This window comes from Vibrio rarus (assembly GCF_024347075.1).
In the GTDB taxonomy this organism is placed as follows: Bacteria; Pseudomonadota; Gammaproteobacteria; order Enterobacterales; family Vibrionaceae; genus Vibrio; species Vibrio rarus.
On sequence record NZ_AP024901.1, the window covers coordinates 948911 to 965686 of the forward strand.

The window sequence follows — 16776 nt, forward strand, 5'->3', positions numbered from 1 at the left end:
ACTGGTCATTCCAGCTTGTTAAAATACTCGATAACTGCGTTAGAATTTTTCCTGCGCTATTTCTGATCACTTACTTAGTGTGATTGGTATAAGAATATAAAAAAGCCAAAACAAATATGCTTTGGCTTTTTTATATATAGGTGAAGGTATTATCTTGTTGTCTATCTTTCACCGAAGGCATGACTGACATTGGTATAAATTGGTTTCCATAAATATTGGAATACGGTTTTCTCACCAGTGGTGATATCTACTTCACCAGTCATCCCAGGTATAATATTAAATCGATCTGGATTGTCACCAAAATACCCTTTATTTAATTCTATGATGACATCGTAATAGATTTCACCTCTTTGTGTTTGGCTTGTAGTCGGTGAAATTTCAGTCACCTTGCCTTTTAGTGCACCAAAGCGGCTGTAATCAAAGGCATCCACTTTAACTCGTGCCGCCTGACCAATTGAAACAAAACCGATATCTCTAGGGGAAAGCTTAGCTTTAAATGAAGACGTTCCATCAACAGGCACGATTTCTACCACTGTACCACCCGGTTTGATAACCCCGCCATTACGTGTGGTAGGCAAACTTTGTACTAATCCTTTTACAGGGGACTTGACTAAAGTATTCGTGAGCTTGGCTTGTCCTGAACGTATCCTGGCATTAAGGGCTGATAAATCAGACATAGCCTCTGCTCTATTTTTACTCGTATCACGTTTTACTTCCGCCAGTAGTTGCTCTACTTTGCTTTGGCTGGACTCAGCTTGTTTAATTAAAACGGATTTTTTAGATTTCGCTTCTTCGAGGTCACTTTCTAAAGAAGATATTTTTTGATTCATTTCCAATACTTGCACTTCAGACACATTGCCTGATCGTTGGCCTTTTTTGAGGATCCGTAACTCTTTTTTTGTAGAGTTTAATTGGCGTTCTTGTGCGGGGATTTGACGAATTATACCTTTTAATTCTTCGGCAATACGTTCGCTTTCTTTTTCTAATACAACTCGTTTTTTCAGATACAGAGATTTGTTTGCGGCCAATTGAGCTCGCTGCTCTGCAACAACTTTAGGATAGCGCTCTTCGTATAATGAAAAATCTGGTTCCCTCTCATCAATTAAGGCAGTCATCCTTTCAATTCTTAAACGCAATGACGCCTCTTTAGAGTGCAACTCTTCTAAGGCTGTTGTTTGAAAAGTGGCATCAAATTCAACAATAGGATCACCGATGTTTACTAGTTGTCCACGCTTAACAAAGATTTTTTTTAATTTTCCACCTAGTTCACTTTGGATAACTTGACGTTCGCCTTGGGGAATAACAGCGCCTTTAGCTTTGGCTATTTCATCGACTTTAGTTAACACCGTCCACCCAATAAATAAGATGATACACGCACCAATGAGTAGGCTACTGATGGTGAGTAAGCGACGCGTTATATCTGACTCAATGACTTCAATGGTGGATTTATGCATGTTCGTCCCCTGCTTGAGAAATAGTGATTTCAGGTTGTGCTATTTGTTCTGAACCGTCAGGGATAGGGCCGGCATAGCCAACACTGCCACTATTTAGCACGACGACTTGATCAGAAAGTTTGATCAACTCAGCATCGTGAGAGGTGAAAATGATAGTGCTTTTACCTCGATTAGCCTCTAACCACTGTAAAAATAGCTGTTTATTTTTGTTGCTACTTACTGGATTGTCGAGCAATACCAGTGGGTGGTGGCTACATAATAATTTTGCTTTAGATAGCATGGTTTCTTCATGATTTGAGAAGGGATGTGCGAGTGATTCCACTTGATTCAAATGGGTTTGTAGCCCATCGGGTAAGCTTGCTACCCAATCTAAAGCTCCCACTTGCTCCAGTACCGAATGGATCTCTTCATCTGAAATTTCGTGGTTGTCAGTAATAAAATCTTGGATTGTAATTGGGGTCATCTCTGGGTGGTCAGAATAATAGCCTAACCATTGACGGAATAATTGCGGATCGTATTGTGACAGGTTGATACCATTGACCTTAATCACGCCATTTTGTGCTGGTAATAATCCCGCAATCACTTCTAGTAGAGTCGTTTTCCCTGAGGCCATAGGCCCTGTTATTGCGATTACTTGCCCCGGTTCCGCCTTGAAGGTCACACCAGAAAGCGCTGGTTTTAGCTGGTTGGTAAAGCGTAGAGTAACCAACTCTAATTCAATGGATGGCGCTTTATCATCAAGATGATGATGCTGATAGGAGAAATCCCCTTCAACTTTTTGGTTAATGGTCTGATTGATCTGTTGTTTCGCTTGCAGAATTTGATTGACCCGAGTGTAGCTATTAGCCAGCATTTGAGCAGGGCTTGTTACACGAGAAATTAGCATCATGGTAGCAATCATACCACCTGCGGTGAGTTGCTGGCTAAAGATCAGTCCGATACCTAGGCCGATAACGGCCAAAGTACTAAGTAAACTAATAGCATAGTAGATGGAGGTGAATTTAGCTTGATGACTCAGGTGAGCAAAACTGTTCTTCGATGCTAAGGTATTTGCTTTTTCAAAGCGTGTAATCCAATACGGCAAAATATCACTAGAACGTAGAAAGTTTAATTTACTATTGAGCTCATACAGTAACGAAAAACGCGAGGTACCTGAAATAGTGAGTTGATTATTGAGTAACCGTTGTTGACGTTGGTTGCGCAGGGCAAGAACAAAGAAAAGCAATAATGCAATTATTGGCACAATAACTAACATACCGCCTAACACACCAATAGCGATGATGAAAATAATGATAAAAGGCAGATCAAATAAGGCACCTCCTAGAGGGCCTTGAACAACGCCTTTTAAACCCTCAGCTGTAGTTAGCCGACTCATTAATGTTGAAATGCCAGCTTGGCGAGTAATGGCAAGCTGTCCATAAAGAATCTTACGCATGATAGATTCGGAGACTTCACGGCTAATACGATTGGCAATAGTCGTCAATAATTGGCTTCTGAATACCTTGAGTAATAGCATCATAGAAAACAGCAATGTTGCACCAATGGCTATCCCAACCACTTCATGACCTGCATCCCCCCCTATAACGTGGTCATAAACTGACATGGTTATAAAAGGAATGGTGAGCGCAAAAAGGTTCGCTATAAAGCTAATGATAAGCAGGTTTGGAATAATGGGCTTAAAGCTAGCTAACTTGCTTGCTAGCCAGTCAACCTCATTTCTTTCATGGGGTTGACCATGGATTAGGATGATTAGGCCACCCACTGTAGGGCTCATTTTTGCAGGAGTAAATGCACCATCGGTAAATTCTAAATAGCCTTTTTTAATATCGTAATAACACGGGACACATTTATGTGAATTAATGTGGATTGCAGCTTCATGATTAATAGATTTAATTTTGCGATTTACAGGATGCACACTGTATGGAATCATCAGGCGATCGAGAACATCTAGAATATCGCCTGCACTTTGCACAGGGTTCGCTTGGATCCACTCTTTGGTAAAGTTATGTACTCCCGCTTCTACATTGAGAATGGAAAGTATATCTAAAAGTGGAGTGGCATAGTCGTGTTTCATTGTGCCTCTCCAATGTTATTTATTTGAATATGCTGAGATGTCAGTCCCAGTAATATGTCGTTTTCAGTATTCATAATAAATGAGCGACCTAATGATAGGTAGTATTTAAGTACTTCGCTTAGTCGTTGAAGGGATTCAATATCCAAGTCTTTTTCTGGGCGATCCAGTACCACTATGGGGGTGTCTTGGGATAGTTGAGCCACAAGAGCCACAAGCTTTATGCCTCCACGGCTGAGTTTAGTTCCAATATTAAATCCCACTTTTGTTTCCATACCATCTGAGAGATCGGATACCACTTTATTTAGACCTAATGCGTTTACTAGTAAGTTGGCTTCATCAAGACGTTGGCTATTAAAACCACAAATATTATCCATTAATGAACCTGAGACTAGGCTAGGGCCAATCGGCACAAAGCTGACTTTACGTCGCCAGGCAAATTGGTCACTTATAAAGCGCTCTTCGTTCCATAAAAAGTCACCAGAAGTTAAAGTATCTAAGCCCGCAAATGCGGCAACGGCACTACTACACAGGTCTTCATCGTCATGAGATAAAACAACCGCTTGACCTTTGGTTAGAGTAAAAGAGTAGCTATATTGTTCATTGAAACGATTAAATCTCACCTCGTTTGCTTGTAAAGTGTTTAGATCAGTAAACTCTACAGCGGTGGATTGATCTGTTTGCAGCTGTGATAATAAATCCGATACCGATTCATTGGCCACTATAAAAGAACTGTAACGTAGGCGTAGCCCCATGAGGGCACTTAAAGGTGCCACAGCACGTCCAGATAATATCGAACAAGCGGCTAAACCCCCTGAGGTCAGATCGCCCGCTAATACATTTAAACTCCCAATGAGTACAACGGCTACAGATGTGCCCATTGCCGCAATTTGGATCAGCTCTTGCGCCACAGATACTTGGCGTTCAGATTCTGCGACGGATAGGTAACGTGTTTGATTCAGTTGGCGGAAATAGCGGTAAGTCTTCGATTCAAAAGCGTGCTTTTTGACCCCATCAAAGAAGGCAAACACTAAGATAAGAAAGTTCATTCTATCTTGTTCTGAGTAGGCTGCTATTTTGGAATGCTCGCTAGATTTTTGGGTAAATAACCAAACAAAAGCAAAGGTAATGGTCCAAACAACAATAGGAATGAACACTAAGTTGCCACCAATGTAGCAAATGAGCGCTAAAAAGATAACGGCAAAAGGAACATCGATAAGACCCGCAATAAAACCGCCAGAATAGAAGTCTTTGATTAAGCCGATGCCTTTTAGGCTCTCTTGCAAAATACCGGGCTTGAGACGTCGGATTTGTTCAGTACTGGCTTTATTTAAGTGATCGATAATCAAGTTATAAGTGGAGTGTTCGGTATTGACTGCTGCCGCACCTAACATCCAACTGCGAACATAGCGCAGGAAAGCATCGATCAAAATAGCAATGGTCGAACCGCCAAGCAATAAAAAAGCGGTGCCGTAACTTTGGTTGGGTAGAATGCGATCGTAAATCTGCAGCATCACTAGTGGTATGACCAATGACAAAAGATTGATGAGTAAAGACGAGGGCAACACTCGCAACATTGTTATCTTCTTGGATGTTTGGCTATGTAACATATTCTTCATTGAGATTTCATTCCTGCGTAGGTAGCTTCAACAAACCTAAATAAGAGTACATTTATAAATGTAACGGTTGATTTTATAATTTTCCATAACCAATTGTTTTTATGGTCATTTAGATTACAGATATAGGGACTATGAAGTGGAGTGAATTTCTAGCATATAAGTCACTAAATAAGTTGATTTATTACGGCCCTCATAGCATTTACCATGGGTAACAAACACTATAGTTTACGCCGTTTGGCATTGTACGCCTAGAACTTTTAGAAGTGCACTAAAATTCTTCGGTTCAAGCATGATGAGCAACAAATTTAATAGTTAGTGGATGGTGGTACAGCACGGACTTTATGCAAGCGAGCGAAAGCAAAAAAGGAGGCCGTTTATAAACGTACCTCCTTTGTATCACTTAGCTAAATCGTAACATAAGCGCTTAGTTTGTATTGCGAATGGTATCTATGCTCGCGGTTAAGTTGCTTTGTAATTCATCTAACCATGCATAACGTTTGGTGTACAAACGTCGCTTATTCTTTTTCAGTGTTGATGGGTCTTTACGTTCGGGCACCGCAGGAATGGAATAACGGTATTTGTCTGAACGTTGCGCCGAATATTCTTGCCATAACTCATCATAATTAAAGGTCACCGATTTATTCTTAGAGCCTTTATAGCGTAGAGCTTGATAGATATGCCCTTTATTAGAGACACCTATAAATTCTGCAACGCCTAAAGCGTTCCCGAAGATCAAAGCCAATTCAACCATCAAAGCTTTAGGTCGTAGGCCATGGAAAGAGCGGGTCAGCGTTTTTATCACTTGGTTGCGATCTTCCACACTATCACTTGGCCCTTTTAGAGCGCCAATGTGCATGGTGAGGTGTGAAGGGTTAGACAGGTTGAAGGTAATGGAATAAATCGTCTGACCTAAATGGTTAATCAGACGTAACCCCAGTGAACCTTCACGCATTTCACCATCAAACAAAATGACCGTAAAGGTATTCCCTTTCGAATCATCTAAATCCAATAATGGCAATCCACCGTGAACAAATACTTGCTTAATGGAGGCGTTAAAGGTGCTATTGAGCAAGTTAAAGTGCTGCTCAATAAGTGACATACGCTCTGCAACAGGCAGATCAACGAATAAATACGGCTTTAATGCTTTTTCTAGTAAGCGAGGCTTTTGGTTAATGGCGTAATGAAACACATCATTATTAAGTAATGCTTCGGTGCGTGAAAATGTATCTGCATATATTTTGCTTAATACAAAGAATCGAGCCTTCAACCAAATGCGTTTCGCACTTTTATCTGAGGAAGAATACATAAGGTTAATGTTTCTACTCGGCATAGCAGGATTGGGAGTCGTCATTGTATAGATACCTCATTACTTTAAGTCATGCTTAGTGAGCAACAAGAAACCAAAAAGAGCTATCTAGCGATGAACCTTCTTAATACAACGTTTCTGATGCCCCAAACATTATGCTTTGCACAACATACTGCCTTGCCGCGGCGGGCAATGATGATTGAGTGCAATTGATGGCAGCGAATTTAACAACGTCTGTGTGTTATTTATAGGAGAGTTGTCGAGAAGTAATGATCCGTTTTTGACAAATCACGAGATGAGCCTTCACCGCTGGTGCGTAAAGGCTCGATAGGCTTTAGGTGATAGAGGAGTGAAGTGCTTAATGAACTTAGTGGGAAAACTGCTCTGTCATGGTTTGAATAAATAGAGACAACTGCTGTTTGGGCAGTGCATTTATTCCCGCCGCTCCTTTGCGTCCGCCGCCACTTGGAAATTGACTGCACACCTCATCGGCACCTTCTCGTCGTTGCAGTGGACTGCGAACACTCACAGTGTATGACGACTGGTTTGGGTTGGGGGTTAATACCGCAATGGCTTTACTTGGATTTTGGTTTGCCAGCCAATTGCCTAAAGTACCACTGATACGTCTTGCCCAAGGGGCGTCAGCCAGTAAATATACGTCTAAATGGGCATTGCTAAAGTACGCCTTGCTTTGTTCGGCTTGCTGCCAATCTTGGCTAAAGCCATTTTGCAACTGATAAAAGACACTGGTGACATCGTCTTTCAATTCGAGAGGGGAGGCGTAGCTTGAGAGTATGCGGTATAAGGTGTCAGGGGCGATATGGAGATCATCAATGGTGTAACCATAACTATTGTAATTAATTAATGTCCCCAACTCTTTTAGAAAATCAATATCATCATTGGCCGTGTGATAGCTCTGGGCTAGGGCTTGGCCTTGTTCTATTAAGTTATCCCCAAATGCCCCTGTGCATGCCCATAGGTACTGTGCCCCTTGCAAGTGCTGATTGATCAGTAGGCTGGTACAGGTCTCGGCTGCCGTATCAATATGGGCGTGTAAATAGTCACTGTATGGAATATCGCCCGTGCGGTGATGGTCACAATAAAAGACATGTACTTCACTTTGTAACAACGCTGTTAATGGCTGCTGATTTTTCTGCATAGAAATATCCAGTACAGTGACCCATTGCGCTGTGCTTTGTTGAGTCACTTGTTGTAATAATTCAATATCTCGTTTTACGCCTGTGATCAGTGTACTCGGTTGCGGTGTTGTGAGCCTAAGTTGAAGTAAAGCGCAAATGCCATCGGCATCACCATTGAAAACATCAAAGTGGGTATTAGACATAACCGTTGTCTCTTAGATATTGCACCACATGTTGCGCGCTTTGTTCAATGGTATATTGAGCGGTTTTTAAATGTATTTCAGGGCTCAATGGGGCTTCATAGTCAGAGGTTAATCCAGTGAAATGGGCAATTTCACCATTGCGTGCTTTTTTATATAAGCCTTTTGGATCTCGTGATTCACACACAGCAAAAGGAGTATCCACAAACACTTCAATAAAATCCCCATCAGGTAATAGGGATCGCACTTGCTGTCGGTCCGCGATAAATGGAGAAATGAAAGCGGTTAACACCACACTGCCTGAATCGACAAACAATTTCGCCACCTCACCAATGCGGCGAATATTCTCAACTCGATCGGTATCAGAAAAACCAAGATCGCCATTTAAGCCGTGACGAACATTATCGCCATCGAGCAGATAACTGTGAACAGATAACTGATTCAACTTCACCTCTACCGCGTTGGCGATAGTGGATTTTCCTGAACCGCTGAGCCCGGTAAACCAAAGCACAGCGGGTTTATGCCCTTTAAGGTGCTGCCTTTGAGCGGGGGTCACTAAGGCTTGGTGCCAGACAATATTTTGCTGGGCCGGTTTGGGTGTGGTCAAATTTTTAGTGGTCATCGGTAACAGTCATTCCTTGTAAAATACTATCCGTTGTCGTTGATAGAGCTTGTCGTGTTGGCTTTAATTGGTGCGGCTATAAGCCAAAAAAGTGTTCAATAGCAATAATGGCGGTAAAGCTATAAATGATACTGATAGGGGCGCCAATTTTAACAAAGTCAGATAATTTGTATTGCCCTGCATTGAACACCATCAGATTTGTTTGATAACCATAAGGGCTGATAAAGCTAGCACTGGCACCAAACGCCACCGCCATGACAAACGCAATGGGATTCGCGTCTAGGCTTAAAGCCAGTGAATAGGCGATGGGGAACGTCACCGCCGCTGCTGCATTATTGGTGACCAACTCGGTTAAAGTTAATGTGGAAAGAAACACAATAATCAAGGCCAAGTGGGGACTCAATGTTAGGTTGTTTTGGGTTAATAAGTGGTCAAGACTTTGAAATAAGCCACTGTTTTGTATAGCAAACGACATAACAATGGCCGAGGTAATAATCAACCAAATGTGATACGGGAAGCGTTGCGTGACGTCGTTGAGCGTCAACATACCAAAACACAACAGTGCCCCAAACAACAATAGCATGGCTTTAAAAAGAGAGACTAGGCCAATAGAAGCACACAGTAAGGCCAGCACAAAGCTTAATAGTGTGGCCTTTTCTCTAATGCCTTTTAGCTTATTATCCACTTCAATATCACTGAGCAAGATAAAGTGTTTTTTGAAGCTTGCACTCAGCGCCGGAGGCTCTCCCGCGGTAAGCACTAAATAGTCTCCCGCTTTTAAGGTCACTTCACCGAGTTTTCCTGATAAGCGAACCCCATTGCGCTTAATCGCCACGACCCCAGCATTAAATGTTTGGCGGAAATTGCACTGCTTGAGTGAGCGACCCACCATGTTACTTTGGGGCAGTAATATGGCTTCTACAAAGCTTTGCGATGCAAGGCCCTCTTTTTCCGCAAAGATTTCTAATCCATTGTAGTGGGTTAATTGAGAGACTTTTGACACATCACCATTAAAAAACAAACGGTCGTTCGCCTGTAAAATCTCCGTTGGAGAGACTGGACTAATAATGGTGCCATTGCGTTCCATTTCAATGAGGAATAACGATTCCATGTGACGTAAACCGTTTTGATTGATGTTTTTGCCAATAAGACTAGAACCTGCGATGACACTCGCTTCAATAAAGTAGCTATCACCTTGAGGTGTATCGGTCTCATTAGCTGGAAGAAAACGAACCAAAAGGGTGAGCATTAAACCACAGGCGATCACCACACATAAACCGACTGCCGTAAAATCGAAGAAGGAGAGGGGGGGCAAATGCGTGTCAATGAGCAGACTATTGACAATTAAGTTGGTGGAAGTTCCAATTAAGGTGAGTGTTCCCCCCAAAATAGCCGCGTAAGAGAGTGGCAGTAATAACTTAGTCGCACTATGGTGAGGATTGTTTCGAATGGGCGACAGCAAGCTTGATACCACCGCGGTATTATTCAAAAATGCTGAAAATACCACGGTAAAACCAAACAAACGGGCAAAAGTTTCGCCGTAACTGGGGCGAATCACAAACTGCGCCATAATGCGCAATACGCGAGTTTTCTCCAGAGCTATAGAGCAGAGCATGAGCAATATCAGAGTAAGTAAGCCCTGATTCGACCCTGCATTAATTACCTGTTCACTAGAGACAAGATTAAGAGAGAACAAAGTGAGTAAGGCAAGGCCAAACACCCGTGCAGGGTGTTTTTGAAAGCGAATCAAAGCGGCAATGGTGGTGATAAATACGAGTAAAACAATGCCACTTTGTATGCTCATGTTCATTGATCACTCCTTACCAAGCAGGTCTTTCGCTTCCCAATGAGGGAAATGCTTACGAACCAATTGGTTAAGCTCTAGTTCAAATTGAGAATGGCTGGCCGCTTTAGCTTGCTGGTGATGTTGTAGTGCATCTTCAATCATACCTGCACCCACAGTGGCATTGCTCAGTCTATCAATAATGATGAACGCGCCAGTTATGCGGTTGTTTTTGTATGAATCAAACACCACTTTTTCATTGAGTTTTAGATGACACAGGCCAATTTCATTGAGATTGAGCTGATGGGCATCCAGCTTTTGCATGGTGTTTACGTCAACGCGATGGGCAATTTTCGATACTTGTCCGGTGACGGTTTTTGTGCCTATTTTGATCAGGTACTCTCTATCTAATTGCAGCGCATCCTCATTCATCCAAACCACATTACACGCCAGAGCGTTGGAGTGCAGAGGCTGCTGATCTGGGCGCACCAGTACATCGCCACGGCTGATATCCACTTCATCATCTAATGTCAGAGTGATGGCTTGCCCTGCAAAGGCTGAGGTAAGGTCGCCATCAAAAGTGACTATGGATTTTACCTTGCTCTCTTTACCAGAAGGCAGCACTTGAATGCGATCGCCCACTCTAATTTGCCCAGATACTATGGTGCCACAAAAGCCTCTAAAATCGAGGTTTGGTCGATTGACGTATTGCACAGGGAAACGAAATTCCGCCGCCACTTTGCTTTTGCTTGTTTGCGCTGAGTTGAGTAAGCGCATCAGTGTGGAGCCTGGGTACCAGCCCATATTTTTACTTGGGTATACCACATTGTCCCCATGTAAGGCAGACACAGGCACAAACTGAATGCTGTCAAAACCGAGATCTTGGGCAAACTCGCGGTACTCTTTTTTGATGGATTGGTAGCGTTGCTGGCTGTATTGCACCGTATCCATTTTATTGACCGCAATAATGGCGTGTTTAATACCGAGCAAGGAACAAATATAAGAGTGACGACGGGTTTGAGTTTGTACCCCGTGGCGAGCATCAATCAAGATAATCGCAAGATCGGAAGTCGATGCGCCGGTGGCCATGTTACGCGTGTACTGCTCGTGTCCAGGAGTATCGGCAATGATGAATTTACGTTGATCTGTGGTGAAGTAGCGATAGGCTACATCAATGGTGATGCCTTGTTCGCGCTCAGATTGAAGTCCATCAACCAGCAAAGCCAAATCGAATTCTTGATCGGTGGTGTTGTACTTTTTAGAGTCTTTTTGGATGGCCGATAACTGGTCTTCAAAAATCATTTGATTATCGTATAACAGACGACCGATTAAAGTGGATTTGCCATCATCGACGCTACCACAGGTAATAAAGCGTAATAGATCTTTGTTTTCATGCTGTTTTAAATACGCTTCGACATCGTATGAAAGTAGATTTGAAATAGTGTTCATGGTGATTCCTTGTCAAATTTATCCGTTATTCTTTGGCGTTGTGATGAATGATTAGAAGTAACCTTCCATTTTCTTTTTCTCCATCGAGCCGGAAGAGTCGTTGTCTATGACGCGGCCTTGCCGTTCCGAGGTGGCCGTTAACAGCATTTCTTGGATAATTTCTGGGAGGGTTTCGGCTTTAGATTCAATGGCGCCTGTTAATGGGTAGCAACCAAGGGTACGGAAACGTACTTTTTTCATTTGCGGTGTTTCACCAGGTTGTAATGGCATACGTTCATCATCGACCATGATCAAAGTGCCATCACGTTCCACTACAGGGCGCTCTTTGGCAAAATACAGTGGCACCATATCGATATTTTCTAAGTAGATGTATTGCCAGATATCCAGTTCAGTCCAATTAGAAAGAGGGAATACGCGAATGCTTTCTCCTTTATCGACACGCGCGTTATACACTTGCCACAATTCTGGGCGTTGATTTTTTGGGTCCCAGCGATGGTTTTGATCTCTAAAAGAGTACACACGTTCTTTGGCGCGTGATTTTTCTTCATCGCGACGTGCTCCACCAAATGCAGCATCAAAGCCGTGTTGGTTTAATGCTTGTTTCAACCCTTCCGTTTTCATTATGTCAGTATGTTTGGCACTGCCATGGGTAAACGGACTGATGTCCATGTCTAATCCGCGCTGGTTTTTATGCACAATAAGGTCAAGATCATATTTTTCCGCTAGTTGGTCACGGAACTCTATCATCTGCTTAAATTTCCAGTTGGTATCAACATGCAAAAGTGGAAATGGCACGCGCGCAGGGTAAAAGGCTTTGCGCGCAAGATGAAGCAAAACGGACGAATCCTTGCCAATAGAGTAAAGCATGACTGGGTTTTCAAACTCAGCAGTAACTTCTCGGATGATCTGAATTGATTCAGCTTCTAGAGTTTTTAAGTGGGTAAGTCGAGCCGTGTCCATAATCGATGTCTATCCCTGTTGTTTCGGTATGTCACGAAGCTAACAACAATCGATGTCTTTGGCTCATAATCAAACAGTCTAAGTTAGGCATGGAAAGACTAAGCAGGAATAAGCCTTTCTTGTCAATCGCAATAAATCCTTATATATCAATATGTTATTTAAATATCTTATTGTAGTGCAGGCCATAGGTAGCCTTTAGTTGGTTATAAGTATAAAAAGATAATACTTATAACCAAAAGAGATATAAGGTTAGCGTAACAATGGTGGCAGAGTTTATGAAAAATAAATGCGCGAAGCGATACACAGCAAGCGCACTAGGGGCACAAAGATTGAGCCCCTAGTGCGCAACAAAGCGGGGGATTAGCTTGCGGACAACACAATAGGGTGTTGTTGTGTTGGGTGTGGCAATATTTGAGTTTTCCAATGATAAATGTCTTCAATGGTTTGCGCAGTAAGCACTTGCCAAGGAGTACCATCGGCTACGATATTGCCTTTATTTAATACCAGCACTCTATCGGCATATTGTGAAGCGAGGTTTAAATCGTGCAGTACTGCGACCACACAAGCCCCTTGCTCTGCTTGCTGTTTGGCTAACTTTAATGTGTTGTGCTGGTGGCTTAAATCCAGAGCGGAAGTGGGTTCATCCAGAAAAAGGACGTTATGGTGTTGGCTGGCACTAAGCTGGGTTAACACTCTTGCAAAATGCACTCGTTGCTTTTCACCACCAGATAAAGTGGGGTAGAGCCGATCAGCCAGATGCCACACCCCAGTTTTGACCATATTTTGTTGCGCGACCTCTGCTATGTGTTTTTGCCCACCAGAGAGGGTGATCCCTCCTAACTCTACTACTTCTTGAGCGGTAAAGTTAAAGGTGAGCGTACTGGATTGGGGCAATACGCCAAATTGCTTAGCCAGTGTTTTTTTATCCCACTCTTGGATAGGTTTTCCAAACAAAAAGTGCTGGCCAGTGTGAGGGATTTCGTTACTTAGTGTTTTAAGTAAAGTGCTTTTTCCGGTGCCATTAGGGCCGAGTAATACGGTAAATTCACCCGCATTAAATTCAATGTTGACCTGATCTAAAATGGACTTATGCCCAATCTTGACGCAAATATTACGGCATTTAACTACAGGGTTGACCATTAGATACGACCTTTTTGAGAAATAAGTAGCCAAAGGAAGAAAGGTGCTCCAAGTACGGCGGTGATAATACCTACGGGTATTTCTAGTGGAGCCACTAACACTCGAGAAAGCATGTCAGAGATAAGCAGCAGTAATGCCCCTAACACAGTAGAAAGGGGGAGCAACACTTTGTGATTAGGGCCTGCTATCATTCGCCCTAGGTGTGGCACGATGAGACCGATAAAACCTATCATGCCAGCTAGGGATACGGTGACACCAACGCCAGCTGCGGTTAATAAAATTAAGCGACGCTTTAGTTTTTGTACCTCAATGCCCAAATGGCTGGCTTCCGCTTCCCCTAATAACAGCGCGTTTAAATTGGCGGCATCGCGATAAAATAACACCCCTAGAATCAGTAAAACTGCGCATGCGAAAGTGACACCGGAAAAATTGGCTCCCGCTAGAGAACCCATAGTCCAAAGGGAGAGATCTCTTAGTGCTTGGTCATCGGCGTAATAATTGAGTAGCCCTAACATAGCGCCGGACAACGCGCCAATGGCCACGCCCGCCAACAGCATCATAGTGACCGAGGTGCCAGTGGGAGAGGTGCCTAACTGATACACCACCAATGTGGTTATGGCGCCCCCTAAAAAAGAGAACAGAGGAACAGTGCCAAACATGAGCAACTGCGGATAACTGTTGGCAAGGGAACCAAATACCACAATGGCTAATGCCGCGCCTAATGCGGCACCGGCAGAGACGCCAATGATGCCCGGATCCGCTAATGGATTACGAAACAGCCCCTGCATTACAGCACCGCAAATGGCTAAGATGCCACCAATAGCAATGGCTAATAGAGTTCGAGGTAAACGCACTTGCTGCACAATCATATGTACGTGTGCAGGCAGAGAGTGGTTATCTAAGCCAAACAGGTTCCAATTAGGTAACAGGGCTTTCATGCTTTGGCCAAAGCTGATATCCATAGGTCCAACACTTATGGACAAGATACTGGCCAGATAGACCACCACGAGCGAGCTGCCTAGTAATAACGGTATGGGCAACTTAAAAGAAGACGCAAAATTCATAATTACGGGTTCTCAAAGGTTTGATGAAGTGACTGGCTTAATTGCACGCTTTCAATACCAAACCCACCAATAATGGCACTTCCAGGGATTGGGATGATGTTATTTTGTGCCGCCGCAGGCGTGGCCGCTAATAACGGGAACGCCTTAATAATACCTTGCTGACCACCAAGGGCATCCCAAGTACGTTGGGCCACTAAAATATAGTGAGGTTGAATATCTACAATCGCTTCAAACGACATGGATTTATAGGAGCTAAAGTCTTTATTGGCGGGGTTTTGTGCCCCTGCCAGTTGAATGATTTTATCAATAGTGGTGTTAGAGCCAGCAATTGTTGCGGGGCGGCCTTTACTTAGCATCGCAAAAATAGCTTTGGGATGCGTGGTATTTGTGAGTTGAGTAAGGTGCTCAATTTGCTGGTGGAGCTGCTGTTTTAGCTGTGTTGCCTTGGCCTGTGTTGCGGTGATTTGGGCGATAGTGTCAATTCTTGCTGCTAAATCTTGTTCACTATCACCTGATGAAACGGTGACCACTTGGATGCCCGCCGATTTTAGCAATTGCAAAGTGGAGTCAGGGCCCATTTCGTGAGAACCAATTACATGAGTCGGGTTTTGCGCCATTAAGCCTTCCGCTGACAATTGACGGTGATAACCCACTTGAGGTAAGGCGTTAGCAGGATCAAAGTGTTTACTGGTGACATCAATGGCCACAAGTTGATCTTCTGCTCCAAGAGCGTATACCAACTCAGTGATACTGGAACCGACACTGATAATGCGATTGGGCTCAGTGTTTTGCTGCGCGAATGCTGAAAAGGCGAATAGGGTACAGTTGATAAGTAGGAGTAGTTTTTTCATGATTGGCTCTCTTCCATGACGATATTCGTCGCTTCTATTTTGTGTTGTTGTAGCCATGCTAGAACTTTAAGCATGGACTCTACATCGGCGGATTTATCGGCTGCGATAATAATCTCTTGCTTAGGTACTGTGTTTACTTGAGTGAGTAAGGCATCGGTAAAGGCTTGCCAGTGCTCAAAACTCTTGCCATCTATGGCCCATTTAGGCTCTGCAGCAAGAATATTTATGGTAATGACAGCGCTGTCTTGCTCGTTTAATACTTGTGTATCCTCTGTTTGCGGAATCGCCACATCCATCGTTTTTATCGTGATGTTAGCGGTCAATAACAGGAATACCATCACGATAAAAATGATGTCTAATAAAGGGGTGAGATCAGGAGTAAACTCCTCTTCAAATAGACTGGATTGGGACTTGATCATGCGACTTCCTCAGGTAATAAAGTGGTGTCTTTACATGATTTGGAGTCCTCTGGGCACTCAATAGAGATCCCTTCTATGTGTAGGTTGCTGTGGTTAAGCGTGTATTCAATTTTTGCTAATGTCTTTTCTACCCACATACTTAACAACTGTGCTCCGGTAATCGCTGGCAGGGCAATAAGCAACCCGACCGCGGTAGTGGACATCGCTAAACCAAGGCCATCGGCCAATACCGCAGGAGAAATAGAACCGGAGGTGTGGGCAAGACCTTTAAACATATCAATCAGGCCTAATACCGTGCCTAATAAGCCGATTAACGGGCTGATAACACCGATAATGGCAAGTACTCGAATGCCGGATTTATATTGTTGGCGTTTTTTAAACAACCAAATACTCACCGCTTCTTCACGTAATTCTTTTGTAAAACTACGATGGCCTAACAGCATGCGCATCGCTTGATAGATGATGGTTTTTCCTTGCAGATCGCGTTCAATAAAGAGCTCAACTTGAGCCGAATCAGAAAAATTGATGTAGTGCACTTTCGACAATATTTGCTTGGTGTGTGTGCGTCCATTAATCAACATATATAAGGTGCGTTCAATAATGAGCATAACGGTGAGCGCTGAAAGAACAGTTAGCGGTAAGGTCATCATTCCGAGTTGGCTATGAAGCGTAATCAAGGTGTGCATAATCGGCTCGTTT

General features: G+C 43.2%; 14 protein-coding genes. All 14 read right to left on the reverse strand.

Annotated features, from left to right (window positions below; translation table 11 throughout):
• Nucleotides 1-161 precede the first annotated feature (161 nt).
• Nucleotides 162-1454, reverse strand: coding sequence for an HlyD family type I secretion periplasmic adaptor subunit (locus OCU56_RS17090; RefSeq protein ID WP_261875133.1), 1293 nt, complete (start codon nt 1452-1454; stop codon nt 162-164).
• Entirely contained in the window at nt 1447-3528 is a 2082-nt protein-coding gene (locus OCU56_RS17095; protein ID WP_261875134.1) for an ATP-binding cassette domain-containing protein, read from the reverse strand. Before OCU56_RS17095 ends, OCU56_RS17090 begins: the two co-directional genes overlap by 8 nt.
• On the reverse strand, nt 3525-5144 hold the full coding sequence (locus tag OCU56_RS17100; protein WP_261875135.1) for an ABC transporter transmembrane domain-containing protein: 1620 nt from the start codon (nt 5142-5144) through the stop codon (nt 3525-3527). Before OCU56_RS17100 ends, OCU56_RS17095 begins: the two co-directional genes overlap by 4 nt.
• A 424-nt stretch (nt 5145-5568) precedes the next feature.
• A complete protein-coding gene (locus OCU56_RS17105) occupies nt 5569-6450 on the reverse strand; it encodes a VirK/YbjX family protein (RefSeq protein ID WP_261875136.1) in 882 nt (293 codons plus the stop codon).
• Between the two features lie 367 nt (nt 6451-6817).
• The gene (locus OCU56_RS17110; protein WP_261875137.1) at nt 6818-7792 is read right to left on the reverse strand and encodes a DHH family phosphoesterase; all 975 of its coding nucleotides are present in this window, start codon (nt 7790-7792) and stop codon (nt 6818-6820) included.
• Nucleotides 7785-8411 carry an adenylyl-sulfate kinase gene (gene cysC / locus OCU56_RS17115; protein WP_261875138.1) on the reverse strand — a complete coding sequence of 209 codons (627 nt, stop codon included), beginning with the start codon at nt 8409-8411 and terminating at the stop codon, nt 7785-7787. The genes OCU56_RS17110 and cysC overlap by 8 nt, the downstream gene beginning before the upstream one ends.
• Nucleotides 8412-8487: 76 nt before the next feature.
• Nucleotides 8488-10221, reverse strand: a complete 1734-nt coding sequence (locus OCU56_RS17120) for an SLC13 family permease (protein WP_261875139.1) — start codon at nt 10219-10221, stop codon at nt 8488-8490.
• Nucleotides 10222-10224: 3 nt separating this feature from the next.
• Nucleotides 10225-11643, reverse strand: coding sequence for a sulfate adenylyltransferase subunit CysN (cysN, locus tag OCU56_RS17125; protein ID WP_261875140.1), 1419 nt, complete (start codon nt 11641-11643; stop codon nt 10225-10227).
• A 51-nt stretch (nt 11644-11694) separates the two neighbouring features.
• Nucleotides 11695-12603 carry a sulfate adenylyltransferase subunit CysD gene (gene cysD / locus OCU56_RS17130; RefSeq protein WP_261875141.1) on the reverse strand — a complete coding sequence of 303 codons (909 nt, stop codon included), beginning with the start codon at nt 12601-12603 and terminating at the stop codon, nt 11695-11697.
• A 360-nt stretch (nt 12604-12963) separates the two neighbouring features.
• On the reverse strand, nt 12964-13743 hold the full coding sequence (locus OCU56_RS17135) for a heme ABC transporter ATP-binding protein (RefSeq protein ID WP_261875142.1): 780 nt from the start codon (nt 13741-13743) through the stop codon (nt 12964-12966).
• Complete coding sequence (locus tag OCU56_RS17140) at nt 13743-14807, reverse strand: FecCD family ABC transporter permease (protein ID WP_261875143.1); 1065 nt, start codon at nt 14805-14807, stop codon at nt 13743-13745. Before OCU56_RS17140 ends, OCU56_RS17135 begins: the two co-directional genes overlap by 1 nt.
• 2 nt (nt 14808-14809) lie before the next feature.
• The gene (locus tag OCU56_RS17145) at nt 14810-15658 is read right to left on the reverse strand and encodes a heme/hemin ABC transporter substrate-binding protein (RefSeq protein WP_261875144.1); all 849 of its coding nucleotides are present in this window, start codon (nt 15656-15658) and stop codon (nt 14810-14812) included.
• Nucleotides 15655-16077 (reverse strand): ExbD/TolR family protein, encoded by a 423-nt coding sequence (locus OCU56_RS17150; RefSeq protein WP_261875145.1) that lies wholly within the window; start codon nt 16075-16077, stop codon nt 15655-15657. The genes OCU56_RS17145 and OCU56_RS17150 overlap by 4 nt, the downstream gene beginning before the upstream one ends.
• Nucleotides 16074-16763: a MotA/TolQ/ExbB proton channel family protein gene (locus OCU56_RS17155; protein WP_261875146.1), complete on the reverse strand. Its 690-nt coding sequence runs from the start codon at nt 16761-16763 to the stop codon at nt 16074-16076. The genes OCU56_RS17150 and OCU56_RS17155 overlap by 4 nt, the downstream gene beginning before the upstream one ends.
• Nucleotides 16764-16776: the final 13 nt, after the last annotated feature.